Genomic DNA, 24,919 nt, shown 5'->3' with positions numbered 1-24,919 from the left:
CTATCAGCCAACCCATGAATCCTTCAGAGTTACACTGCGATTAATTATACCTTTTTCAGGGGTTGAACTCGGGTCAGCTACAAAGTATCCTAATCGCTCAAACTGCCACCTATTTCCTGGCAATATTTCAACCCCCGGTTCCAACCATCCATTAACGACTTTAAGTGAGTTCGGATTAATGTAATCCATATAGTCCTTTGTACCACTATCTGGCGAGGCCTCGGTAAATAGCCTATCGTATAGGTTTATCTGAGCTGGAATTGCATATTTCGTACTAACCCATGTGATATTGCCCTTGACTTTTACAGAATCTGAACCTGGAGTTCCACTTTTTGTGTTTGGAATTAATTCTACATAAACTTCATACACACGCCCGTCCGCATCCTTCTTAAATCCTGTACATTCAACTATATAGCCATATTTCAAGCGTACTTTGTTTCCCACAAAAAGCCTAAAATACTTTTTCGGCGGCTCTTCCATAAAGTCGTCACGCTCTATCCATAGCTCTTTTGTAAGCAAAAATTCTCGCTTACCTGCTTCTGGATTGTGCGGATTAATTGGTGCGTGGCAATGCTCTTGAAAATCATCCTCCACATTTGTAATCACCAATTTAATTGGGTCTAATACGGCTACAGCTCTTGGAGCAATAGGATCGAGATCATCCCTTAGTGCTTGCTCTAAAAGCTTGTAGTCTATAAATGAATCTGATTTAGAAACACCTAATCTTTTTATAAAAAGGTGGATGCTGTTGGGCGTGTAACCCCTTCTTCGTAAACCCGCAATTGTAGGCATTCTTGGGTCATCCCATCCATCCACAATACCACTTTCAACCAGATTAAGTAGTTTACGTTTACTTGTTACTACGTGTTGTACGTTAAGGCGTGAAAATTCAGTTTGTTTAGGAAGAGGGCGAAGGAATTTTCCTAAGGAAGCTAGCTTTTCAAGCAGCCATTCGTAAAAAGGCCTTTGATCCTCAAATTCCAGGGTGCAGAAACTATGAGTAATACATTCAAGTGCATCCTCGATAGGATGAGCAAATGTATACATGGGATATATACACCATTTATCCCCAGTCCTATGATGATGTGCATGTTTTATGCGATATATAACAGGATCACGCATATTAATATTTGGAGAAGCCATATCAACTTTTGCACGTAAAGCATAGGTTCCGTCTTCAAATTCTCCATTTTTCATGCGTTCAAATAAATCGAGAGACTCTTCAATAGGGCGGTTTCTCCAAGGAGAATCAAGGCCTGGCTCAGTTAAAGTTCCTCGAGTTCGCCTCATTTCATCAGGAGTTTGCTCATCGATATAAGCGTCTCCATTTTTGATTAGTGCAACTGCAAACTCATAAAAATATTCAAAGTAGTCGCTAGCATAATAAAGATTACTACGACCGTCTTCTATCCAATCGTATCCTAGCCATTGAACGGCATCTTTAATGGCTTCAACATACTCAGTATCTTCTTTTTCTGGGTTGGTATCATCAAAACGTAAATGACATTCACCATCATATTCTTCGGCTAGACCGAAGTTGATAATAATACTTTTAGCATGACCTATATGTAGATAACCGTTAGGCTCTGGTGGGAATCGAGTTCTAATTTTAGCTTTGTCAAAAGGTGCATCAGCCTGAACAGAGGCAGGACCAGGCTTTCCAGACCATCTCTTATCTTTGTTTAAATTGTCTTTTAGATTTGATTCGATGAGATTTTTAAGAAAGTTAGGGGCCAAAGCCTCTTCTTGAATAGACATACTAAATGCTTAATTAAAAAGTTAACTACATATTATATAAGGGGCAAATAAATTTTTACTAGCAAACCGCCTTGAGGAGCTTCAGCAAGTTCAAGTTCACCTTTATGTGCATTAACGATAGCATTTACTAGTGCTAATCCAAGACCAACACTACCAGTCTTTGTGCGTGCAGAATCAAGTCTTGAGAAGGCTTGTACAGCTTCCTCCCTTCTCTCTTCAGGTATGCCCTGACCGTGGTCTAGAACATGAATAACGGCCTTTTTTCCTTCTCGTTTGAGAGATATTTCTACAGGTGGTGCGCCGTGTTTAAGAGAATTTGATATAAGGTTATCTATTAATCTAGCAAGAGCAAGAGTATCACCTTTAACCATTAAAGGTTCTTTTGGCATCTCTCCTAAAACAATATCATGAGAAGTCTCATGCCAAGCATTTACGCGTTCATCAATCCACTGATTAATGTTTAAATCAATAAAACTATATCGACTCGGATCGGCTCCTCGTACATAAGTTATAAATTGCTCGATAATGCTTTGCATTTCTTGAACATCATTTAGCATCCCTTTTCGTAAAGGTTCATTTTCAAGCATTTCGATACGCAATCTCATACGAGCTAGTGGACCTTTTAAATCATGCGGCAGCCCAGCTAGCATAGTGTGCTGAACTGTCTTAGCTTGATCAAGAGCTTGTACCATTTTGTTGAAATGTAGTCCTAAAAGCTTAATTTCTAATGGACCTGTAGGTACAACTTTTGTTGATTCCCCTTTTCCTAAACGATCAGCTGCATGAGTAAGCTTAGTAAGAGGTGCTGTAATTCTCCATGCATACCACCCAGAGCCTAATAGCAGAATGCTGGTTAATCCAATCCATAACATATAAACAAGGCTTATGTTTGGTGGTTCAATATCCTCAATCGGTATAACCAACCATTCTTTAATAAGCGTATTGTTAAAGGGATTTATTTGTGGTTGAAGAGAAATATATAAAATTGGAACATTTCCGCTTTGAGAAAGACCAACTCGGGTGCCGTCATCAAGTGATGCGTTGATAGCCTTAATTAGTTTAACTAAATCTTGTCTAAAATTAAGAGGGATTTTATCTAAAGGTGTTAGAGTATTCGAATCTGAAGAATCCCTTGAGTGTGAGAGATAGTGATCTCTATTTTGATGTGAATCATCAAAGAAAAAATTAAACTCTCCTAGATTTGGAAAAACTTTCTCAAGCATATTAGGACGTGGAGACCTATTAGTACCAAATTGATCAGTTGGGTTTGGTATTATTCTGCACTCAAGTTTGCTATTACAAAGTATCTGTGTCTCTTGCGGAAGTTCTCTAGTCCAAAGAGACCATTTTCCATTAGATGCGTGTCTTACAAATTCAGCTCTTCTGCTAGGTGGTAGAAGCAATACAGAAGTTCTTATAACATTAATTGAGTTCGATACTTGAGTAGTGACTATTTGCTCAATAAAACCACCCTTTAAGTAATTTACTGCATAAAATATGGCCGTCTGCACCAATATAATTGTGGCAAAGGTCATAAATATAATTTGTGCACGAATACTTAAAGAGAATAGTTTTAGCTTCATTTAAAAAAGGGCTGAAAACTCAGCCCAAATTCACTTAATTAAAAAACTAGGCCTTAGGAGAAAATCTATAACCAACGCCCCAAACAGTTTGAATCCATCTAGGATCCTTAGGATCATCTTCAAGAGCTCGGCGAAGTCTTAAAATCGCAATATCGATAGCTCTATCATTTCTTTCGCCCTCATCGTCGTTTCTAGATAAAGCTAGAAGCTTTTCACGTGAGAGTGGTTTACTTGGGTTTTGAACAAAAGCCTCAAGAAGATTAATTTCTCCACCTGTAAGTTTAACAACTTCATCGCCTTTTAGTAGCTGACGCTTTATAGGATCAAAAGTAAACGGTCCAAAATGTATTGGAGTTTCTTTAATTAATGTAGAAGCACCTTTTTTACGACGAAGAACTGTCTCAATTCGAGCAAGCAGTTCACGAGGGTCAAAAGGTTTACCGATATAATCATCTGCCCCGGATTCAAGACCTAAAACTCGATCAGCAGTTTCATCCCTAGCCGTAAGAAGAATAATAGGGATATCCTCATGTTGATCACGAAGATTTCTACAAAAATCAACACCATCACCGCTAGGTAGCATACGGTCTAAAACAATTAAATCAGGGGCAAACCTTATAATACGATCAGCTAAGTCATTTCCGTCTGGTACTAAAAGAGTGTCATAACCATGACGGTTGAGATATTGAGCTAGTAATTGTCTTAAATCTGGATCGTCATCGACAATCATCACTTTAGTAAGTGGCTTATTCATAAAACCCCCTGTATTTTATCTTATCTATAAACTATAAACAAAATTAATGAACATTAAGAAGATAAGAAATAATTCGTAATTGAAATCTAGTTATTATTTTCTGAATTAGAATTTGCTTCGGGGCTTTGTTGCACAACTTCATATTCTCTTTTAGTTATTAATTTGTTCGTAGACTTATCGTATAACTTAAGCTCTACTTTATGTGGAGTAAGAGTGCGTTTAGTTAGTTCAGCTGAATTTTGAATATTTGTATACTGACCCGATACAGCTTCGATTGACTTTATGTTCTCGAAACCATTGTTACCGTTCATATATTTGCCCCTAGTAAGAATTTCAATTCTTATAGGTCTTTCTGTAATTGATTTATCTTTCTCGGATAGAATCAACTTATAGTTTAACCTTCCTTTAAAACCACTGAATTCAGCCAATCTAATACCAATAGGTGATGAACTAGTATCTTCTGGAAGAGTCTTCAATAGTGCTTCTATAGAGTCATTATTACCTTCTTCAGCCACAGGAATAATGGGATTTAAATTTTTGCTTGATTCCTCAGCTTGTAATCTTTTATTTTCGGCCTCTTCAATTTTTGCTTTTAGAACTAGGGCATCGGCTTGAGCTTGATGAACCTGGCTGACTAAAGCCTCTTTTTCATACCTAAGGACCTCTATCTGTTTGGTGAGTTCTTTTGTATCAATTTCAGCTGATTCATTAGGTAAATAATTAGTCTGTACAAACCAATAGCCACCAACACCAACCAAAAGACCAACAAAAAATGGAAGAAAAGATTTTGATCTACGCGATTTACGCACACCATAAGTTGGTGTGAACAGAACTTGTTTATTCGATGGTTTTCTCATTCAAATTACCGATAATTTTTTCAATTTGTTCAAGTCTTTCAGGGGTGCCGATATCAAACCATCGACCTTTAAAATGAGTCCCAATTACTCTATCTTGAACCATATATTCTCTTAAAAGCGGGGCTAATTTAACAAAATCACCTTTAGTGATATTTTTAAAAATTGATGGATTATAAACACCAATTCCAGCAAAGGTTAGCATGAATGTCCCACTAGCATTTACGTTGGAAATTTTAACATCATTGTCTATAGCAAAATCACCTTTTAAATTATGCTCAGGGTTATCGACTAATAAAAGAAAAGCATCTTTATTTCTATTCTCTAACTCTGATTTATATTTCTGGGCAAGCTTAGGGTCCCAATCGCACCAAATATCCCCATTGATAACTAGGATTGGTTCATCTCCAAGCAAATCCATTGCGTTGGCAATGCCCCCGGCTGTCTCCAGCCCGCCTTCGGGTTCAGGCGAGTAGTGAATTTTTAAACCCCATTTACTACCGTCGCCTAATGCCAATGGAAATTGTTCACCAAGCCAAGCATAATTTATAACGATATCCACGAACCCACTTTGCGAAAGTCTTTGTAGATGCCATTCGACCAAGCTTCTTGCACCTACCTTCAACAATGGTTTAGGTGTGTAATCTGTAAGAGGTCGCATTCTTTTGCCTCTTCCAGCACATAGAATCATTGCTTTCATAGGATTCCTAAAACGTATACCCGAAACCAGTTTGAATCTTATCGATTTCGTTTAATAAATTAGAGATTGGTCTTAGCTGAGAATACCTTGCAGCAACTTGATGCACATATTTTTTAACTCTAGGGATATGGTCCAAGTAATGATGCTTCCCATCACGAATAGATAGTCTTGCAAACACGCCTAGAATCCTTAGATTTCGCTGCAATCCCATCCATTCGTAGTTTTCATGAAAGATTGCAAAATCCTCTGGTACAGGCAGTCCTGCGTCTTTAGCTAATTCCCAATACCGAATAGCCCAATCGATTTGCTGAGGTTCATCCCATGTCGTTCTTGCATCCATAACAAGAGAGACCAAATCATAGCTAATAGGGCCAACCACAGCATCTTGAAAATCAATAATACCTGGAGCGTTTTGTTCGCTTGTGTACATAATATTTGGTGAGTGGAAATCGCGGTGTACAAATACCTTCGGCTCTTGAGAAGTTCGCTCACAAACAAGTTCAAATATATTTTTTAGAGTTTCTTTTTGGCTCTCATTCAATTCAAATTTTGAGTGTTTTTGAACATACCATTCAGGAAATAGATTAAGTTCCTCAATCATTTTTTCCTTACTATATTGTGGCAATGCTTCCGTATCCGCCTTTTGCATTTTTATAAGCTCTTTCAAAGCTTTCAAATACATGTTTTGTACTTCTTTATCGGAAATCCCAGTTTTTAAAATATGAAAGAAGTTACTCTCACCCAAATCACTAAGTAACATAAAACCTAGGTCACTGTCCCTTTCTAGAATATCTGGAACGTTTACATTAACTTTATTTAATCTTGTGGCAATGTCTACAAATGGTTCACAGTTTTCTTTTTCTTGAGGTGCATCCATAACAATATAGGAACTATTTAAACCATCAACCCTAAAGTATCTTCTAAAACTTGCGTCGCTTGAGGCTGGTCGCATTGATGATAGGTCAAGATGATATTTAGTTTGAAATTTATGTAACCATTCTCTTATTGTTTCAAGTCGTGAGTCTAGGGTTATTGCCATACAATCTAATTTATAATTTGAAGTTTTACTATTTTAGTATTTTTTAACTTTGTTATTGGTAGCCAGTGTTTAAGTATTTTTTACAAATGTCCAAGTTTGCTTTCCCTTTCTTTGTATTGGTATCAGGCAAATTGTTTGGCGTTGAACAAGGCATTTATGGGCTTCAGCTATCTGAGATGCTTAATGAAACAAAGTTAAAAAGTGAAGATAACTCCACCTTTACTATAAGTGACTCGGTTGTTTACTCTAAAAATTCAAATATCGTGCAATTAAAAGGTGATGCACAAGTCAGAAGAGTAGACTCAATAGTAAAAGCAGACTCCATAAAATATAACTTAAAATCTGGAGAAGTTCATGCTTTGGGGAATGTTAGGCTACTGAATGACGGCAATTTCATTGCCACCCCATCACTAAAATACAATGTAAACAAGAAGACAGGAGTTTCCGAAGAAGTCGAATATCGTCTTAGCAACGGGGGGTCGGGTACTTCGGATAGGGCAGAACTTTTAGACGAAAATCATCTGCAATTAGGTAAAACTATTTTTTCTTTATGTAATTGCGATTCCAAATTTTGGTATATAAAAGCCTCGCAAATTGATGTATATAAAGACGAAAATAAAATTGAAGCAAAAAATGGATCTCTTTATATTAAAGATTTTCCTGTATTGTGGTCACCATATCTGACATTTCCACTTCGTAAAGAGAGAAGGTCAGGTTTTCTTACTCCAACCCTGTCATCTACTTCCAGAAGCGGTTTGGGCTTTACTATTCCATACTTTTGGAATATTTCTCCAAATATAGATTTAACACTATATCCACAATATTTTTCTAAAAGAGGGTTTCAATTAGGGACGGAGTTTAGATATTTAAAACCAAATTACTCAGGTGTCTATAATCTTAGTTATCTACCTAGGGATTCAGAGCGAAAGGACAGTCGATGGGCTATTAGTTTATCCCATACTCATAAACTAGGTTCTTTTTTAGGGTTTGATTTTTCACTTAGCGGTAATATTAGAGCTGCTTCGGATTCGGATTATTTTAGGGATCTAAGTAATCTTCAAAATTACCAAGAAAGTAAAACATTTTTACCTAAAAATTTAAGTTTAAATTTTACTAATAACTCTACAATTAAGGGCTTTTTAGGGGTTACTAAATATCAGTCTTTGCATGATTTAACATCAGAAAACTCTGACAAACATATTTATTACTATACATACGAACGACTTCCAGAATTGAAGATTGAAGGGAATTGGTATGATATCGGTGGGTTTGATATCAGCACGAAACTATCTTATATTAATTTTAAATTTCAAAAAAATATTGTTTGGCCACATCATCCATTGGCACCAGACGGATCTAGATTAAGTTCTTACACAAAAGTTACGTATCCTATAGAGCGAGCTGGTTGGTATATCAAGCCATCGATAGGGCTTCATTTATCTCATTATCACACCAATTGGCATACAAATTATGATGGGAAAGGGGTGAACTATTATGCCCAATCAGGAAGGCAAATCGACAGCATTTCCAGAATCTTACCTATCTACTCGGTTGATGCGGGGATGATATTCGAGAGAAAGACTAGTCTGTTTGGTAAGCCAAAATATCAAACTCTAGAACCAAGACTTTACTATGTTCATATTCCTTACAAAGACCAATCTGATATACCAATTTTTGATACATCTATAACATATTTAAATTTTGCTACTGCATATTCAGAAAATATTTTTTCAGGTGGCTGGGATAGGATTAACAACGCAAATAACTTAACAGTTGGATTGACATCTCGATGGTTTGATGAAGGTTCGGGTAAGGAGAGGTTATCTGTTCAATTAGCCCAAAAGTTCTATTTTACGAAGCAGAAAGTTTCTATATCTAATAATCAGCGACTTCGAAAATTAAAAAAATCGGAGATACTCGCAAACATTGCCACCTCACTTACGGATACTCTAAAAATTCAAGCAGGATGGCAGTTAGACTCGGAAAACAAATTAACATCATCGCAAACATACTTGTCCATAAACTGGTTTCCAAAGCGACTTGCAAACTTATCGCTTACGTATAGATATCAAAAAGACCCTTTCTACTACAATGAAAAAGGGAAGCGTCTAAGGGATATTTACCAGCTTAAGGGAAAGGAAAATATAAGTATTGCCGCTCAATGGCCTTTAAGTAAAAAAGTTTTTGCCGTTGGACGTTGGGACTATTCGATAAGGGAAAGTAGAACTACTCAATCAATTCTAGGCCTCGAATATAAGGATAATTGTTGTTTCTCTAGTAGATTAGTGTTACAACGTTATGCAGTTTCGGCAGCAAAATCTAATACAGCTATATATTTTCAGTTAGAATTAAATGGACTAGGATCGGTTGGTCCTGATCCACTTGGACTTCTTAGATCAAGTATTCCAGGGTATAGAAAAATAGTTACACCATCCCCTGAGATATCTCCGTTTGAAAGGTACGAATAATGTCTTTTACAAAAAAAATAATTACGTTTTCATTGGCTATATCAAGTGCTTTAGCTATAGCTCAAAATACACAAATTAATAATAAGCCCACAAACAAAGTTCCATCGAGCCAAATAAAGCATGGCTTAAGCCCTAATGCTACAGAGCAGATTCTTGCAGTAGTTGATGATGAAGTAATTACTATGGCAGATTTTGCCTCTAGACTTAATTCCTTAAGAATTTCTGGTCAGAGCCTGCCTGATGAAGCAGTTTTACAGTCCTTAATAGACGAGAAATTATTAAACTCATATGCTGACAACTTGGGTATTAAGGTAAGTGATCAAAGGGTTGCACAAGCTATACAAAACATTGCTGCTCAAAATGGTTTAACACCTGAGCAGATGAAACAGGCTTCATCTCAATACAATATTGTTTGGGATGACTATATTAAAAACATTCGCCAGCAAATAAAGATTGAGGATTTGAAGGTGGCTGTTGTTCGTGATCGAATCAACATTACCCCTCACGATATAGAAGCTTATTTAGCTCAAAATCCTACTGGATTACCAAAAGGATATAAAGCACCAGTTAAATTCGAACCACGTTTTGAAAAAAGACAGGTAGTGGAACAATATTTTGTGCCAAAAGCCATAGCCCTCCAACATATTTATATTCGTGTCCCAGAAGGTGCATCTCCTGATGTAGTTGCTGCGGCTAAGGCTAAGGCTGATGAAGCATTAAGCAAAATCAGACGTGGTCAAAAATTTGATGATATAGCAAGGCAATATTCTGATGGACCTGCAGCAGCTAATGGCGGTAAGCTTGGCATTCGTATGAATGAAGACTGGCCTACTTTATTCGTAAATGCTACGAAAAACGTAAGAGATGGTCATACTACTGGTGTTTTCAAAGCCGCTAATGGTTTCCATATTCTTAAAGTCGTTGAACGACGTGGTTTAGTTGATCAGAGGGTTAAAACAGTTAATGTTAGATTACCAGATCCACCGCAACCACAATTGACGGAAAAAGAGAAAGCAGCTAAGCAAGAGGGTCCTGTTCAAGTAGAAGAATCTCATGTTAGACATATACTTGTGGCTTTCAATCCAGTCGTGGACGTTCAAAAAGCATATGAGAAAATTTTAGATATTCAAAAACAGCTACAAGCGGGTGCTGAATTTAGTGAACTAGCCGAAAAATATTCCGATGACACCTCTGCACCTGTAGGCGGAGATATTAGCTGGATAATGAGAGGTACTGCCGATCCTGCATTTGAGCAAGCAGCATTCAACCTACCACTTAATCAAGTTAGCGAACCTATTAGAACTAAATTTGGATGGCATCTGATTGAGGTTTTAGAAAGACGCAATCTTGATCGTAAGGCTGAAATTAGAAAAGACCTAGCATATGAAATGCTATATCAACAGCAATCAGCTAGTATTTTAGAAGATTGGTTAAACCAATTAAGATCCCAATCTTATATCGAAAATAGACTTACAGGTTACAAATCTGGTCTGTAATTCATGGTACATCAAGCACGCAAGCGCTTTGGTCAGCACTTTCTAACTGACCAGAGTGTGCCTGAGGAAATCGTACGCAAACTCTCTATACATCCAGATGATCATATTGTCGAAATTGGACCTGGATTATCAGCTCTAACAGATGTCTTGCTTAAAGAACTCAATCATTTATATGTGATAGAGATAGATAGGGATTTAGCTCAAAGACTTAGATCAAATTACGATGCAGATAATTTGACTGTAGTTGAGTCCGATGTCTTGGATGTAGATTTTTCTGTTTTTCCTACGCCATTAAGAATAGTAGGAAACCTTCCATATAACATTTCGAGTCCAATACTTTTTCATCTGATGCAGTTTGCATCTGGAGTAATTGACCAGCATTTTATGCTGCAAAAAGAAGTGGTGGATAGAATGGTCGCAATACCAGGAACATCTGACTATGGACGCTTATCGGTCATGCTTCAGGAGCGGTACAAAATGTACTCAATTATGGACGTTCCACCTAAAGCATTTTCACCTCCACCTAAGGTTGATTCCGCCGTAGTTAGAATGATTCCTTTGGATATCTCAAGAGATAAACCAAAATCTTATAAAACCTTTTCTGACTTGGTGTTGCAGGCTTTTTCACAGAGGAGAAAAATGTTAAGAGGAGTTCTAAAATCATATGAAATTGATTGGGATTTTCTTAACATAGACCCCACCAAAAGGGCTGAAGACTTATCAGTAGGTGAATTTATAAAATTATCTGACTTTATTTCAGAGAATTAATAGAATACCTTTTCATTTCCTTATCCAATTCCTCATAGTTAGGTAATGTCCTCTGAACCTCTGTCCAAAATTTTCTACTATGATCTAGGTGCTTTAAGTGTGCTAGTTCGTGGACAATGACGTAATCTATAAGTTTTATCGGAAGATGAATTAATCTCCAATTAAGTTGAATCTCTTTTTTGCTTGAACATCTCCCCCATGTGGCTGTTGATTTGCTCAACTTAATTTGCATAAATGAATTTTGAGTTTTTGAAACGTAAAACTGAGTTCGTTTATTTAGAATATCTAAAGCCATTAGATATAGCCATGAGACACAGTAATCTCTCACTTTTAAAGAGTCATTTGTGGACGGTATTTTTAGGACTTTCCCATTTAAAACAGGACTAAACACCCCCTCCGAACAATCAATAGAAACATATTCACCTAAATATAAAAATTTCCCTCCATGCGTCCATTCATTTTTTGGCCTTAAAAGGGGCATTAAATCTTTATATTTTCGAGCGAGCCAATCTTTATTTGATTCAATGAATTGCCTGATTATCTCATTGCTCGCATTAAGTGGAGCACTTACACAAACACCTTCAGGTGTCACCTTAAGAACAAGTCGCTTTCTTTGTTTTCGTTCTAAATTAATGCTTATTATTTGATCGTTTAAAGCAAATAAAATTTGATTTTCGGGAAGAAGGCTAAGTTGCTGAGGCATAGTGTTCAGGATTCAAAATAAGCATTTCATTTTCAATCCACTTTTCAATTAATGCAAGATGCTCATCCGAGGATAATCCCTCACTTGGAATCAGTGGCCCGATTGAAACAGTTATCGTTCCAGACTTAATATTCTTGGAGTCCTTAGGCCAAATATGACCTGAGTTGATGGCAATGGGTACGGCCCCTTTCCCCGTTACTGTTGCTAAAATGGATCCGCCTCTCTTATATGGTTTATTTGATCCTACAGGTGTTCGTGTACCTTCTGGGAAAATAATTACATTTGCGTCTTGCTTAAGTCTATTTTTACCCTCAGAAATAATTTCTTTCATCGCTAGCCGAGGGATCTCTCTGTTTATAGGTATATGTCCAGCACTTCTCAACCCCCAACCCATAAAAGGAATTTTTAATAACTCTTTTTTAAGCACATAACATGAGGGCCTATCAAAAAGGGTGGGAAGAAAAAACGTCTCCCATTCTGATTGATGTTTAGCCATATATATGGATGCGCTAGGAACTATGTTTTCTTTTCCCTTAATTTCGTATTTAATCCCTAAAATATGCTTAGCAAGCCATATGGTTAATTTGGGCCAATACCTAATAAAAGACCACTTAAATTTAAGTGGAAAGGCCATTATGATTAAGCTTATCGAACCGAAAAAGATAGTCGATATTGCTAGAAGGAATTTAAAGGTAGCTTTTTTCATGCCTAGTTATCGGCTAGCAAATAGCTTTCAACAAAAGAGAGAAGATTATCAAATACTGGAATTTCATATCCAATTTCATCCTGAAATTCCATAAATTCATTTGAATTGAGAGTTTGGACACCATTGCCAGTTTTTACTAATATGGGCTCAAATCCTGCATTAGATGCTGCTTTCAAGTCCCTTAATGAATCTCCGACAGCAAAATACGGTTGCTCTGTTATGTCGAATTTAAAGCGATCAATTATCTCAGAAAACAATCCTGGCTGAGGCTTTCTGCACATGCATTCATCTTCGGGGGTATGAGGGCAAAAGAAAAATGCGTCCACATAACCGCCAAGGGGCTTTAACTGATTTAGTAATTTTTCATGCATAGCATGTAAATCATGAATATCAAAATATCCACGACCCAATCCTGATTGGTTTGTCGCAACTACAACCTTATAACCATTATGATTTAATTTTGCGATGGCTTGGTCGGAGCCTTCTATAACAATAAATTCATCCACAGATCTGATGTAATTGTCGCTCTCAACGTTAATTACACCATCTCTGTCTAGAACTATTAATTTCATGATTAACTAGCCAACAATGAGATATCAGCCACAAGATTCATATGCTCGTGAAGCTCTGTAAGCAAGGCTAGCCTATTATTTCTGGTGGCAATATTCTCGTCCATAACCATCACTTCCTCAAAAAACTTATCAACTGGTGTCTTAAGTTTAGATAACATCAAAAACACTTCTTTATACCTTTGTGCCTCAAATGCTTCTTTTAAATTATCCTTAATTTCATGAAAATCTTTGTATAAATCAATTTCTGCAGGTGCTGCAAAAATATTGGTATCTATTTGCGGGATAACGTAATCGATTTTCTTAAGAATATTCCCTATGCGTTTATTTGCAGCGGATAAGCTTTCGGCTTCTGGAGCTGCAGAAAACTCTTTAACGGCTTCGATTTTTGGAATAACTTCAGTTATAGGTCCGCGATTAGCTAAAACTGAATCGACTAATGGCTTACTGTAACTGTTATATAACTGATTCTTTAATCTATCGTAAATAAAATCTTCAACCTCGTAGGCTGTTGTCTGAGGGATATCATCAAATAAAGATTGGGTAAATAAGAGTATTTCTCTTAATGAAAGAGATGAGGATTTATCTGTGTTAGTTAAAGCTTCAAATGCACTAATAATCCCTAATGCAGCTCGTCTTAAACCATATGGGTCACGCTCACCAGTAGGTGCTAATCCAATACCCCATATACCAATCAAAGTCTCTACTCTATCGGCTATATATAAGGATATAGAGATGGCCGATTCTTCCGTAAATTCCTTATCGAATCTAATTTTATATTGGTCTGCTATAGCCTCAGATACGCTTTCAGGTTCACCTTGAAGTTTTGCATAGTGAGAACCCATAATTCCTTGTAATTCAGGAAACTCTCCTACCATATTTGAACTTAAATCTGCTTTCGCAAGCAAAGCTGCACGTATAGCAAGTTCAGGATTAGAACTTAATTGGGAGGCAATGTAATCGGCTATCTTTTGAAGTCTAGCTACTCTTTCAAATTGTGTACCAATCTTATTGTGATAAACAACGTTTTTAAGAGGCTCAAGCATCTGCTCTAGAGAAGTTTTCTTATCTGTCTCAAAGAAAAATTCCGCATCAGCTAGTCTTGGTCGTACCACTCTTTGATTGCCTTCAATAATATTGCTAGGGTCAGCTACTTTCATATTTGAGACAATCAAAAATTTGTTGCTTAAGTTCCCATTAGATTTAAAAAGAGGGAAGTACTTCTGATTCAAACGCATAGTTAGAATCAAACATTCGGATGGAACTTCTAGATATTTTTCTTCAAATTCACCAACGTAGATTTCAGGATATTCCACTAATGAAGTTACTTCTTCGATTAGATTCTCAACCTCCTCACCAGCCCCTATATTGAGGCCAAGTTCAGAAGACATACTCTCTAATTTGGAGCTAATGTAACTCTTGCGTTCATTATAGTTTGTAACTACCATGCCTTCTTCGAGAAGTTGCTTTTCGTATGTATCAGCAGAATTAATCTCAAAACTGTATCTACCCATGAATCGGTGACCATGAGAGACATTGGTTGAATTTATACCAAATGCATTAGTATCAATCACGGCCGAGCCATGCATAGCTACAAGCCCGTGAACTGGCCTTACAAATCTGACAGATGTTTTTCCGTCAGCTAATTGGTATCGCATCATTTTAGGAATTGGTAAGCTCTCGATTGCATGATCCAAAATAGCCTGAAGGTCAGCTTTTAGAGAGCGTCCAGCATTGATGCCTGATACAAACAGGTAGTCTTGTTTGCCGTCAGATTCAATTTTTAATTCACTAACAGGAATGCCTGATAATCCCTTGGATTCTAGCTTTTTAACTAATGCGGGTGTGGCGTTTCCTTCAGAGTCTAAACCAACCTTAACGGGCATAAGTTTTTCAGTGAATGTTTGCTCGGGACCCACATCAAGAACATCTTTCACAATAACGGCTAATCGCCTTGGAGTTGCATACGGGGTGTATTTACTTTGTGCCTCTAAATCACTGCTGACACCCTCAAGAAGATTAGTTTTAATCAGGCCTCGTACTATCTCTTTAGCAAAAACTTCGCTTAGATTCCTAAGTGCTTTTGGAGGGAGTTCCTCAGTAAAAATTTCTACCAATAATGATTCTTTAGACATTCAACGCTTCCTTTTTAAGCATAGGAAATCCAAGTCTTTCACGAGATTCGTAATAGCACTGAGCAACAAGCTTAGTTAAGTTTCTTATACGTCCAATGTAAGCAGCCCTTTCAGTAACACTAATTGCACCGCGTGCATCTAGTAAATTAAATGTGTGAGCCGCTTTTAAAACTTGTTCATATGCTGGCAATGCCAACGGATTCTCTAATTCCACTAGTACTTTCGCCTGTTGCTCGTAGTCTCTAAAATGTTGAAATAAAGTTGGAATATCGGAATATTCAAAATTGTATGTCGATTGCTCAACTTCGTTTTGGTGAAAAATATCTCTGTAATACACAGGTTCACCATCCCTGTTTAAAGTCCACACTAAATCATAGACACTTTGTACATTTTGCAAATACATGGCAATGCGCTCTAACCCATATGTAATTTCACCAGTTGTCGCCTCACAATCTAGGCCGCCAACTTGTTGAAAATAGGTGAATTGAGTGACTTCCATGCCATTGAGCCAAACTTCCCAGCCTAATCCCCACGCTCCAAGTGTTGGATTTTCCCAATCATCTTCAACAAACCTAATATCGTGTTCTAAAGGCTCAATACCTAATGCTTTTAAAGAGCCTATATAAAGCTCAAGAATTTCAGGTGGAGCGGGTTTAAGAACAACCTGATACTGATAGTAATGCTGCAGGCGATTAGGATTTTCTCCATATCTCCCATCCTTAGGTCTACGAGAAGGCTGAACATAGGCTGCATTCCATGGTTCTGGCCCTATAGCCCTTAAGAGAGTAGCAGTATGAGAGGTCCCAGCCCCAACCTCAAGATCAATCGGTTGGAGTAGGGTGCATCCGTGTTCGCTCCAATATGCTTGAAGCGTAAGAATTAATTGCTGAAAAGTTAGCATAAATAAGTATCTAAATTAAACGTTACGTTTCTTCTCGTGCATAGATGCTTTTTTAATAGCTTCACGCACACCTTTAGCATAGTCTGGATGGCAACGCTCACAATTAGCAATATGCCTTTCTTTAATAAAGTCAGGGGCATCTCCAAGATTACCTGCAGTATTATCGAATAGGGCTTGCTTTTGTTCATCGTTCATCAATTCAAACAAGGCACGTGGTTGACTGAAATAGTCATCATCATCTTCACGGAAGTTCCAATGAGCCGCATCACCATTGATTTTCAAAGGTGGTTCTTCATACTCAATTTGTTCCTGCCATTGATTAAAGCTATTTGGCTCATAGTGTGGCAATGATCCGAAATTATCATCCACACGTAAAGCCCCGTCCCTATGATTGCTCATTATTGGGCAAATAGGTTTATTAACTGGAATTTGATGATAGTTCACGCCAAGTCTATATCTTTGAGCATCAGAGTAGTTAAATAGACGAGATTGAAGCATGCGGTCAGGAGATACGCTAATACCAGGAACTAAGTTACTAGGTGCAAATGCAGCTTGCTCAACATCTAAGAAATAGTTATCTGGATTGCGATTTAGTTCGAATTCACCAACCTCAATTAATGGATAATCGCCTTTTGGCCAAACTTTAGTGAGGTCAAATGGGTGATAAGGAACTTCCTCTGCCTCTTTTTCAGGCATGATCTGAACATACATAGTCCATTTAGGGAAATCGCCTTTATCGATAGCATTCCATAAATCACGTTGATGACTTTCGCGGTCTTTACCGATAAGTTTTTCGGCTTCATCATCAGTAAGGTTTTCGATGCCTTGTTGAGTTCTCATATGGAACTTAACCCAGAATCTTTCTTTTTTATCGTTAATAAAACTATATGTATGAGATCCAAATCCATGCATATGGCGATAAGATTTTGGGATACCTCTGTCAGACATCAAAATAGTCACTTGATGGAATGCCTCTGGCAATAATGTCCAGAAATCCCAGTTATAAGCAGGACTACGAAGATTAGTGTGAGGATCGCGTTTTACAGCTTTATTTAAGTCTGGGAATTTACGAGGATCTCTGAAAAAGAAAACTGGTGTATTGTTTCCTACTAAATCCCAATTTCCCTCTTCTGTATAGAATTTCATAGCAAAACCGCGAATATCACGCTCTGCATCAGCTGCACCGCGTTCACCTGCTACAGTAGAGAAACGTACAAAAATATCAGTTTTTTTACCTACTTTACTAAAGAGCTTTGCACAGGTATATTTGGTAATATCGTTAGTTACGGTAAAGACACCATGAGCACCCGAACCTTTAGCATGCATACGTCTTTCAGGGATGACTTCACGAACGAAATTCCCTAATTTCTCGTGTAACCATACGTCCTCAGATAACAAAGGACCACGTGCCCCAGCAGTTTTACTGTCTTGATTGTTTGCGACAGGTTTACCAAACTGTGTAGTAAGTTTAGTTACTGGACACTCTTTAAGATATGGGTGTTTTTCAGAAGGGAATTTTTCGGGAAATTCTTGTTTATTAGCATTTTTTTTCTTAGTCATACTGTCTCCTATGTAAGTAAGAATTTAGTAAATTTTATCACTTTCAGTTTTTTGTTAATTGTTAGTTACCGTATTGCTAAAATTGCATATGAAGCAGGTTGGACAATCGCGATTAAATTCGAGGAAAGTCCGGACTCCTTAGGGTAGGATAGCGGCTAACAGCCGTCCACTGCAAAGTGAGGAATAGGGCCACAGAGACGAGGCTATGTTGTGGGCAGCAATGCTGCACTGATACGGCTACTTCCGTATGGCGCCTTCGGGCAACAATATAGAGTGAAACGCGGTAACCTCTATCTGGAGCAACTTCAAGAAGCATGCGTTAAGGGCGACCCGTCCGAGTATGCGGGTAGAAGGCTTGAGCTGATTAGCAATAATCAGTCTAGATGAATGATTGTCGACACACGTTTACAGAATCCGGCTTATAGACCTGCTTCATTTTTACTACAGATAATTCTCCCAAACATCAATACCCCTCCTAAACAACTTTATAAATAACTTTTAGAATTAGTTATAAGTACTTGATTTTTATGCTTGTACGAAATCTTCCTTAAAGAATTATCCATAAGCCTTTATTTTTTAATGAAATTTTATGTTTTTCTTGTTGAAAAGATAAAGAAAATATATTAAAGTGGGAATAAGTAGGAAATAGTGTCAAAAAGTGGGACAAAAGTGATTTTTCAAGGTAACAGTGCTTTATCGTTAGATAACAAGGGGAGGATGACAGTTCCAGCCCGTTATCGTGACGTATTGAGTACGGATTTCCGAGGCGAACTCACCATTACTCGAAACCTTGATGGTGGTTTACTGATTTACCCCAGGTCAGAATGGGAATCCAAAAGAAAGATCATTATGAACCTCCCATCTTCGCATCGAAATTTACAACGCCTTTTACTAGGTAATGCTCAGGACGTTGCGATTGATGGATCAGGACGAGTTTTAATTGCGCCGGAACTGCGTGACGTTGCGGATATCGTGAAAGAAGTCGTACTGGTAGGCATGGGCAGCCACTTCGAGTTGTGGGATGCGGAGAAATTTGCAAAACAACAAGAAGCTGACATAGAAGCTATTGACTTAAGCACCCTTGATAACTTTATTCTGTGATGGAGTTTGGGCACGTAACAGTTCTTTTATATGAAACGATTAATGCTTTAGTGCATCCTGAATTTCATAATAAGAACTCCCTCTTTAGAGGGTCGTTAGAAGGCAAATTTAAAACAAGCGGTGTTTTTGTGGATGGAACTTTTGGTCGTGGCGGCCATAGTCGCTATCTTCTAAGTTTGTTGGGTAGAGATTCAAAGCTTTTTGTATTTGATAGGGATCCACAGGCTATTGAAGCGGCTAAACAATTAAAAGAAGAGGATGAGCGTGTTGAAGTTGTACACGGAGCCTTTTCAAGTATGCAGAAATCTTTGAGTGATTTTGGAATTCAAAAGGTTGACGGCATCACAATGGATTTAGGGATTTCATCTCCCCAAATCGATGATGGTACTCGTGGATTTTCTTTTATGCGAGACGGCCCATTAGATATGCGTATGGATAATTCTAAGGGTCAGACAGCTGCGGAGTGGATCAACAGTGCAGATGTAGAACTTTTAGCAAAGGTGATTAAAGAATATGGCGAAGAACGGTTTGCTCTCAAGATTGCAAAGGCGATTGCAAGTCGCCGCGAATCCAACCCAATACGGACAACGCACGAATTGGCCGAGCTCGTCTCAGCCAACGTCAGGACTCGTGAAAAGGGGCAGCATCCGGCCACAAGGACCTTTCAAGCTATACGGATTTACATCAATGAGGAACTTGAGGAGCTGTCACGCAGCCTCGCGACAGCTATAGATTTATTAAAAGTGGGTGGACGCTTATCGGTGATTAGCTTTCATTCACTTGAGGATAGGATAGTAAAACAGTTTATTGCTAAAGAATCTAATCCTGCCTCGGAATTTGCAAGATTGCCTATTAGGGAGATTGATATGCCTAAGGGGAGTCTAAAAAGTTTAGGAAAACTTACTGCTACTGAAGCAGAAATTGCAAGTAACCCAAGATCGAGGTCTGCAATTCTTAGGGTGGCTGAGAGAACGGACAACTAGAAATGAGAGTCATTATTTTTGTTCTGATGCTAGTGAGTTTTTTTATTTACAGTGCTATGCAACTTGTAATTGTTCGGTATGAGCAAAGGCTTGTTTATAACGATATCGTGCGCGTACAAAATGCACAGCAAAAATTGAATGAAGTTTGGAGCTATTTACAGTTAGAGAGAGCTAATTTGTCTTCAACCATGAATGTTGATAAGCAGATTAAAGAGAAACTAAAGCTCAAAACTCCGGAACTGGATGAAATTATTTATATAAATTTGCCAGGAAATGAAACTCAAGAAAATCCTGAACAATAGGGGCTGAAATGAAGTATTTTTCTAGAAACAACAGACGGAGTAATAGAACGTACAGTAATGTTGTACGCTCATACGACGTTTGTCGCGGTAAGAAAAACCTATTTAACAGAACTAATTTGATTTTCATTGTTATGGTAATTGCCTTTGCCATTGTGGGTGGGCGAGCTCTATATCAACAAACATGGAATAACGATTTCTTACGTCAGGAAGGTGATAACCGCTATGAAGCTCGTTTTCCGTTAAAGGCAAAACGTGGTCGTATTATCGATAGAAATGGTGAATTCTTAGCTACAAGCGTTCCAGCAAGTAGTGTATGGGTGGTTCCTGAAGAGGTGCTAAAAGCTCCCTCACAAAAAATTAAGGCTTTAGCAAAAATTCTGGGATATGATGAAAAGAGTCTTATTGCCAAATTAAAAAATAATTCAAAACGAAATTTTCTTTTCCTTAAAAGACAAGTGGATTTGGCGGTCTCCGATGAAATTCGCACACTCAAAATTAAAGGCGTTAATATTGACTCTGAGAGTAAACGCTATTACCCGCAAGGCTCATTGATGGCCCATGTTGTTGGGTTTACAAATATCGAAGATAATGGGATTGAGGGATTAGAGCGTCAATTCAATAAAGTACTTGAAGGACAGGATGGATCACGTGTAGTGATTAGAAATCGTTTGGGTGAAGTTATTGAAGACGTAAATTCAACAGATAGTTTGCCAGCAAAACACGGTCAAAATATTAATTTAACAATTGATACGCGTGTCCAATATATAGCTGCTACAGCTCTTCAGAAAGCCATAAAAAAACATAATGCAGAATCAGGTGCTGCCATTGTTGCTGATGTTGATACAGGCGAAATATTGGCTATGATTAGCATCCCAACTTACGACCCTAACGATAAGAAATCTCGTAAGGGTTCGGCATTACGCAATCGAGTAGTAACGGATATTTTCGAGCCAGGTTCAATTATTAAACCATTCGTAGTTGGTTTAGCTTTAGATGCAAAAGTTGCTACTAAAAAAACAATATTCAATACAGGAAATGGTTCTTGGAAATATCATGGAGCTACCATTACAGACGTTTCTAAGAGAAATGGGAATCTTGATTTAACAGGCCTTTTGCGTAGATCTAGTAATATCGGGATGGCAATGTTATCCGACAAGCTCCAATCAGAACAAATGTGGACAGTGTTTACTGCTTTAGGGTTCGGGCAAACGCCATCATTAGCATTTCCTGGGGTATCTTCTGGACGTGTAAGACCATGGAAAACCTGGAAACCAATCGAAAAAGCAACTATGTCTTATGGCTACGGTCTGTCAGTATCATTGGTGCAAGTTGCACAAGCGTATACAGCGTTTGCGAGAGATGGAGATATGGTTCCATTGTCATTAATTAAAAATTCTAATATGAAACACTCCGTCCAAGTTTATTCTCCACAAGTTGCACGTGATGTAAGAAATATGCTTGAGGAGGCTGCAGGCCCACAAGGTACGAAAATACAAGCTCAAGTAAATGGATATAGAATTGGAGGTAAATCTGGTACTGCAAGGCAAATAGTAAAAGGCAGGTATTCATCTGATTTGCACAGGGGCTCATTTGTAAGCATTGCCCCGATATCAAATCCAAAGATAGTAGTTGCTGTAACTATAGATAAACCTAAAAAAGATGGATATTACGGAACGGTAACTGCTGGTCCAGTCAATGCAGAAATTACTGAAAATACTCTGCTTTATTTAGGTATACCTCCAGATGCAATATTAAATACTCTGGAAGCCAAGCAAACTAAATCTCCAAACCAAGGATAATAGATGAATGAAATTTTAAATTGGCTGAAGGAGCACGTAGAACCTGATGCAGATCTACGACTTGATAGCAGAGACATCCAAAAAGGGGATGTCTTTGTCGCTTGTAAAGGGTATAAAGGCGACGGGTATGCCTATGTTAATGATGCGATAAACAATGGAGCTTCAGCAATTTTGCTTGAGGGTAATGAAGGGAGCGAAACGTTAGCATTGCCACATTTAGTTGTTCCGAATCTTCGTCAGAAATTGGGACTAATTGCAGATGCGTGGTACGGTAGCCCTTCTTCGAAAATCGCAGTAATTGCAATTACGGGCACAAATGGTAAAACATCATGTGCTCATTGGATTGCTCAAGCCTTAAATGCTAGTAATATCCCATGTGCAACTATCGGAACATTAGGTACTATTTTGCCATCTGGAGAAAATTTGGGTGGTCAGTTGACTACTCCTGATGTATTAAGTGTACATAGAATTCTTGCTCAACTTGTAAAGCGAGATATTGAAGTAGTCTCCATAGAGGCATCATCTATAGGTATTGAACAGGGCCGATTAGACAATGTTCAAATTAAAATTGCTTGCTTTACTAACTTATCTTTAGATCATTTGGACTATCATAAGTCCATGAAAGAGTATGAGGAAGCTAAGACACAGCTTTTTAGAAATGAATTATTAGAGCATGCGATTATAAATTTAGATGATGAAGCAGGACGGAGAATCTTCGATTCTAGCCTTGCTAAATCAAATATCGGATATAGTGTAAAACTTAATCCAAGAGCTCAGATACAGGCTTCAGATCAGGAGTTTCATGATTATGGCTTATCATTTCATATCAAAATGCCTGAGGGGTCTTGTCAGGTTATAACTCGCTTAGTCGGAGCCCACAATATATCGAATTTATTAGTGCTAGCTGGGGTGCTGAATTGTTTAGATTTTAGTGTCGAAAAAATTGTAGAAATTATTGCGACAATAAAGCCAGTTTCAGGTCGTCTTGAAGTAGTAAAAATTCACCAAGCTAGCAAAGCTGATCGTTCAAATTTACCTTTGGTTGTTGTAGATTATTCTCATACACCAGATGCACTATTAAATGCATTGACAGCTCTAAGATCTACGACTGATGCACGTAAAGGTAATCTTATATGTGTGTTTGGATGTGGTGGTGATAGAGATAAAACAAAACGCCCAATTATGGCGGAAGTTGCCTCAAAGAATTCTGAAATTGTTTATATAACTAGCGATAATCCTAGAACTGAGGATCCATGCTCCATTATTAATGAGACATTACTTGGTATGGATAGGTATGCTTTCTCGCATACAGATAGGGCATACAGCATACTTCATGCAATTCTTAACGCAAAAAACGAAGATGTAATTTTGATTGCTGGAAAAGGTCACGAGAATTATCAAGAAATACAAGGCGTCAAGCATAAGTTTAATGATGCACATTGGGCGAGTATAGCTTTACTTTTAAAAGCAGGATTTAAAATCAATACCGATTCAAGAACCTTACAGCAAAATGAAATCTTTCTAGCTTTGAAGGGCGATGTATTCGATGGGCATGATTTTGTTAATTCTCTAAATTGCATGGGAGCTATTGTTGATCACAAAGTTACGGATGCCTCAGTGAAACAATATATTGTTGATGACACTACCGAGGCTCTTGGAATTATTTCTAAAGCTTGGAGATCGCAATTTAATATTCCAATTATTGCTGTTTGTGGTAGTAATGGGAAAACCACATGTAAGGAGATGATAGCTTCAATTCTCAAAGAGCAATTTGGAGAACAATCTTTCTTTGCAACTCAGGGAAATTTAAACAATCATATTGGTGTCCCTAAAAGCTTATTGAGTCTGCAGTCCACTCATAAAATCGCTGTCTTAGAATTGGGTATGAATCATCCTGGAGAGATTTCATATCTAGCTAATTTAGTTAAGCCTACTATCGCACTCGTTACCAACGCTCAAAGAGAACACCAAGAATTTATGAAAACTGTTGAAGCTGTTGCTAGAGAAAATGGTAGTGTTTTTGAGGAACTTGATTCTAATGGAGTTGCAATATATCCAAACGATACGGCTTATAAAAATATTTGGACTTCTCAATCAAAACATTGCAAGTCTATAACATTTGGAGATGCAGGAGTAATCAAAGCTAAGGATATTAATATCGATGAGAACGGAACATCTTTTAAAGTCGATTTAGATAGAGGTCATCTCGATATTAATTTATCTATTTTGGGTGAACATAATATTCAGAATGCACTTGCTGCCATAGCCGCCGCAGTAGCAGCTCAAGTAGATTTAAAAGCTATTGAAAATGGTTTAAAAAATTTCCAGCCTGTAAAAGGTAGACTTCAAAAACATATTCTTAAAGATGGTGTAATTGTTGTGGACGATACTTATAACGCCAATCCTGATTCCGTTATAGCGGCTATAAATATCTTAAAAACATTGCCAGCTCCTAGAACTCTGGTTTTGGGGGATATGGGTGAGGTTGGAGAAGATAGCCTTCAAATGCATAGCGAAATCGGTCGATACGCTAAGGCTTCTGGTATTGAACATTTGCTTTCTATTGGTGAGGCTTCTGCACATGCACAAAATTCCTTTGGCAATGTTCACGCTCATTTCTCAAATATTGAGGATTTAATTGAAAAATTAAAATCTCTTAACTCTAAGTCAATTATTATCAAGGGTTCCAGATTCATGAAGATGGAGAGGGTTCTCGAGGCTCTAACGAAGGATTAACAAA

At 37.7% G+C, this 24,919-nt stretch carries 20 protein-coding genes and 1 other RNA gene; 9 read left to right on the top strand and 12 right to left on the bottom strand.

Annotation, left to right across the window (positions count from 1 at the left end; translation table 11 throughout):
* Positions 1–3 precede the first annotated feature (3 nt).
* The 6 genes from TASI_RS06375 to TASI_RS06350 all read right to left on the bottom strand — a co-directional run bounded on the left by TASI_RS06375 (position 4) and on the right by TASI_RS06350 (position 6,688).
* Complete coding sequence (locus TASI_RS06375) at positions 4–1,758, bottom strand: glutamine--tRNA ligase/YqeY domain fusion protein (protein ID WP_014111943.1); 1,755 nt, start codon at positions 1,756–1,758, stop codon at positions 4–6.
* A 32-nt stretch (positions 1,759–1,790) separates the two neighbouring features.
* Positions 1,791–3,341, bottom strand: coding sequence for an ATP-binding protein (locus tag TASI_RS06370; protein ID WP_044978130.1), 1,551 nt, complete (start codon positions 3,339–3,341; stop codon positions 1,791–1,793).
* 46 nt (positions 3,342–3,387) lie between these two features.
* Positions 3,388–4,095 carry a response regulator gene (locus tag TASI_RS06365; protein WP_014111941.1) on the bottom strand — a complete coding sequence of 236 codons (708 nt, stop codon included), beginning with the start codon at positions 4,093–4,095 and terminating at the stop codon, positions 3,388–3,390.
* Between the two features lie 86 nt (positions 4,096–4,181).
* Positions 4,182–4,952: a hypothetical protein gene (locus TASI_RS06360; protein WP_014111940.1), complete on the bottom strand. Its 771-nt coding sequence runs from the start codon at positions 4,950–4,952 to the stop codon at positions 4,182–4,184.
* Complete coding sequence (murU, locus tag TASI_RS06355) at positions 4,933–5,649, bottom strand: N-acetylmuramate alpha-1-phosphate uridylyltransferase MurU (RefSeq protein ID WP_014111939.1); 717 nt, start codon at positions 5,647–5,649, stop codon at positions 4,933–4,935. The genes TASI_RS06360 and murU overlap by 20 nt, the downstream gene beginning before the upstream one ends.
* Before the next feature lie 7 nt (positions 5,650–5,656).
* Positions 5,657–6,688, bottom strand: a complete 1,032-nt coding sequence (locus TASI_RS06350) for an aminoglycoside phosphotransferase family protein (RefSeq protein WP_014111938.1) — start codon at positions 6,686–6,688, stop codon at positions 5,657–5,659.
* A gap of 86 nt (positions 6,689–6,774) precedes the next feature.
* Between TASI_RS06350 and TASI_RS06345 the strand changes: the two genes are divergently transcribed.
* The 3 genes from TASI_RS06345 to rsmA are packed head-to-tail and all read left to right on the top strand — an operon-like array spanning position 6,775 to position 11,420.
* Positions 6,775–9,156 (top strand): LPS-assembly protein LptD, encoded by a 2,382-nt coding sequence (locus TASI_RS06345; protein ID WP_014111937.1) that lies wholly within the window; start codon positions 6,775–6,777, stop codon positions 9,154–9,156.
* Positions 9,156–10,652: a peptidylprolyl isomerase gene (locus TASI_RS06340; protein WP_014111936.1), complete on the top strand. Its 1,497-nt coding sequence runs from the start codon at positions 9,156–9,158 to the stop codon at positions 10,650–10,652. The genes TASI_RS06345 and TASI_RS06340 overlap by 1 nt, the downstream gene beginning before the upstream one ends.
* A 3-nt stretch (positions 10,653–10,655) precedes the next feature.
* Complete coding sequence (gene rsmA / locus TASI_RS06335; RefSeq protein ID WP_014111935.1) at positions 10,656–11,420, top strand: 16S rRNA (adenine(1518)-N(6)/adenine(1519)-N(6))-dimethyltransferase RsmA; 765 nt, start codon at positions 10,656–10,658, stop codon at positions 11,418–11,420.
* On the opposite strand, the gene TASI_RS06330 is transcribed toward rsmA, so the two are convergent.
* Genes TASI_RS06330 through TASI_RS06305 form a run of 6 tightly spaced genes read right to left on the bottom strand, consistent with a single transcriptional unit; the run spans position 11,404 to position 17,994 of the window.
* Complete coding sequence (locus tag TASI_RS06330) at positions 11,404–12,123, bottom strand: M48 family metallopeptidase (RefSeq protein ID WP_014111934.1); 720 nt, start codon at positions 12,121–12,123, stop codon at positions 11,404–11,406. The genes rsmA and TASI_RS06330 overlap by 17 nt on opposite strands.
* On the bottom strand, positions 12,107–12,829 hold the full coding sequence (locus TASI_RS06325) for a lysophospholipid acyltransferase family protein (RefSeq protein ID WP_014111933.1): 723 nt from the start codon (positions 12,827–12,829) through the stop codon (positions 12,107–12,109). The genes TASI_RS06330 and TASI_RS06325 overlap by 17 nt, the downstream gene beginning before the upstream one ends.
* 2 nt (positions 12,830–12,831) lie before the next feature.
* Positions 12,832–13,401: a D-glycero-beta-D-manno-heptose 1,7-bisphosphate 7-phosphatase gene (gene gmhB / locus TASI_RS06320; RefSeq protein ID WP_014111932.1), complete on the bottom strand. Its 570-nt coding sequence runs from the start codon at positions 13,399–13,401 to the stop codon at positions 12,832–12,834.
* Positions 13,402–13,403: 2 nt separating this feature from the next.
* The gene (glyS, locus tag TASI_RS06315; RefSeq protein WP_014111931.1) at positions 13,404–15,533 is read right to left on the bottom strand and encodes a glycine--tRNA ligase subunit beta; all 2,130 of its coding nucleotides are present in this window, start codon (positions 15,531–15,533) and stop codon (positions 13,404–13,406) included.
* On the bottom strand, positions 15,526–16,434 hold the full coding sequence (gene glyQ, locus TASI_RS06310; protein ID WP_014111930.1) for a glycine--tRNA ligase subunit alpha: 909 nt from the start codon (positions 16,432–16,434) through the stop codon (positions 15,526–15,528). The genes glyS and glyQ overlap by 8 nt, the downstream gene beginning before the upstream one ends.
* Positions 16,435–16,449: 15 nt before the next feature.
* Positions 16,450–17,994, bottom strand: a complete 1,545-nt coding sequence (locus TASI_RS06305) for a catalase (protein WP_014111929.1) — start codon at positions 17,992–17,994, stop codon at positions 16,450–16,452.
* Between the two features lie 90 nt (positions 17,995–18,084).
* Between TASI_RS06305 and rnpB the strand changes: the two genes are divergently transcribed.
* The 6 genes from rnpB to murF all read left to right on the top strand — a co-directional run bounded on the left by rnpB (position 18,085) and on the right by murF (position 24,915).
* Positions 18,085–18,432, top strand: an RNA gene (gene rnpB / locus TASI_RS07760) — RNase P RNA component class A.
* A gap of 234 nt (positions 18,433–18,666) precedes the next feature.
* Complete coding sequence (gene mraZ, locus TASI_RS06300) at positions 18,667–19,095, top strand: division/cell wall cluster transcriptional repressor MraZ (protein ID WP_044971065.1); 429 nt, start codon at positions 18,667–18,669, stop codon at positions 19,093–19,095.
* Positions 19,095–20,078: a 16S rRNA (cytosine(1402)-N(4))-methyltransferase RsmH gene (gene rsmH, locus TASI_RS06295; protein ID WP_014111926.1), complete on the top strand. Its 984-nt coding sequence runs from the start codon at positions 19,095–19,097 to the stop codon at positions 20,076–20,078. Before mraZ ends, rsmH begins: the two co-directional genes overlap by 1 nt.
* 56 nt (positions 20,079–20,134) lie before the next feature.
* A complete protein-coding gene (ftsL, locus tag TASI_RS06290; protein WP_014111925.1) occupies positions 20,135–20,380 on the top strand; it encodes a cell division protein FtsL in 246 nt (81 codons plus the stop codon).
* A gap of 8 nt (positions 20,381–20,388) precedes the next feature.
* Positions 20,389–22,179, top strand: coding sequence for a peptidoglycan D,D-transpeptidase FtsI family protein (locus TASI_RS06285; RefSeq protein WP_044978127.1), 1,791 nt, complete (start codon positions 20,389–20,391; stop codon positions 22,177–22,179).
* A 3-nt stretch (positions 22,180–22,182) separates the two neighbouring features.
* Positions 22,183–24,915: a bifunctional UDP-N-acetylmuramoyl-L-alanyl-D-glutamate--2,6-diaminopimelate ligase MurE/UDP-N-acetylmuramoyl-tripeptide--D-alanyl-D-alanine ligase MurF gene (gene murF, locus TASI_RS06280; protein ID WP_014111923.1), complete on the top strand. Its 2,733-nt coding sequence runs from the start codon at positions 22,183–22,185 to the stop codon at positions 24,913–24,915.
* Positions 24,916–24,919: the final 4 nt, after the last annotated feature.

This window comes from Taylorella asinigenitalis MCE3 (assembly GCF_000226625.1).
GTDB lineage: Bacteria > Pseudomonadota > Gammaproteobacteria > Burkholderiales > Burkholderiaceae_B > Taylorella > Taylorella asinigenitalis.
This window is presented reverse-complemented; position numbering and strand designations above follow the sequence as displayed.

Bases quoted from the DNA above. Each gene is read 5' to 3' on its own strand.
- TASI_RS06350 (WP_014111938.1), bottom strand. From the start codon at position 6,688: ATGGCAATAACCCTAGACTCACGACTTGAAACAATAAGAGAATGGTTA.
- TASI_RS06330 (WP_014111934.1), bottom strand. From the start codon at position 12,123: ATGCCTCAGCAACTTAGCCTTCTTCCCGAAAATCAAATTTTATTTGCT.
- glyQ (WP_014111930.1), bottom strand. From the start codon at position 16,434: ATGCTAACTTTTCAGCAATTAATTCTTACGCTTCAAGCATATTGGAGC.
- TASI_RS06285 (WP_044978127.1), top strand. From the start codon at position 20,389: ATGAAGTATTTTTCTAGAAACAACAGACGGAGTAATAGAACGTACAGT.
- ftsL (WP_014111925.1), top strand. From the start codon at position 20,135: ATGCAACTTGTAATTGTTCGGTATGAGCAAAGGCTTGTTTATAACGAT.
- TASI_RS06365 (WP_014111941.1), bottom strand. From the start codon at position 4,095: ATGAATAAGCCACTTACTAAAGTGATGATTGTCGATGACGATCCAGAT.
- TASI_RS06305 (WP_014111929.1), bottom strand. From the start codon at position 17,994: ATGACTAAGAAAAAAAATGCTAATAAACAAGAATTTCCCGAAAAATTC.
- murU (WP_014111939.1), bottom strand. From the start codon at position 5,649: ATGAAAGCAATGATTCTATGTGCTGGAAGAGGCAAAAGAATGCGACCT.
- glyS (WP_014111931.1), bottom strand. From the start codon at position 15,533: ATGTCTAAAGAATCATTATTGGTAGAAATTTTTACTGAGGAACTCCCT.
- rsmA (WP_014111935.1), top strand. From the start codon at position 10,656: ATGGTACATCAAGCACGCAAGCGCTTTGGTCAGCACTTTCTAACTGAC.
- TASI_RS06370 (WP_044978130.1), bottom strand. From the start codon at position 3,341: ATGAAGCTAAAACTATTCTCTTTAAGTATTCGTGCACAAATTATATTT.
- TASI_RS06375 (WP_014111943.1), bottom strand. From the start codon at position 1,758: ATGTCTATTCAAGAAGAGGCTTTGGCCCCTAACTTTCTTAAAAATCTC.
- TASI_RS06340 (WP_014111936.1), top strand. From the start codon at position 9,156: ATGTCTTTTACAAAAAAAATAATTACGTTTTCATTGGCTATATCAAGT.
- murF (WP_014111923.1), top strand. From the start codon at position 22,183: ATGAATGAAATTTTAAATTGGCTGAAGGAGCACGTAGAACCTGATGCA.
- rsmH (WP_014111926.1), top strand. From the start codon at position 19,095: ATGGAGTTTGGGCACGTAACAGTTCTTTTATATGAAACGATTAATGCT.
- TASI_RS06345 (WP_014111937.1), top strand. From the start codon at position 6,775: ATGTCCAAGTTTGCTTTCCCTTTCTTTGTATTGGTATCAGGCAAATTG.
- TASI_RS06325 (WP_014111933.1), bottom strand. From the start codon at position 12,829: ATGAAAAAAGCTACCTTTAAATTCCTTCTAGCAATATCGACTATCTTT.
- TASI_RS06360 (WP_014111940.1), bottom strand. From the start codon at position 4,952: ATGAGAAAACCATCGAATAAACAAGTTCTGTTCACACCAACTTATGGT.
- gmhB (WP_014111932.1), bottom strand. From the start codon at position 13,401: ATGAAATTAATAGTTCTAGACAGAGATGGTGTAATTAACGTTGAGAGC.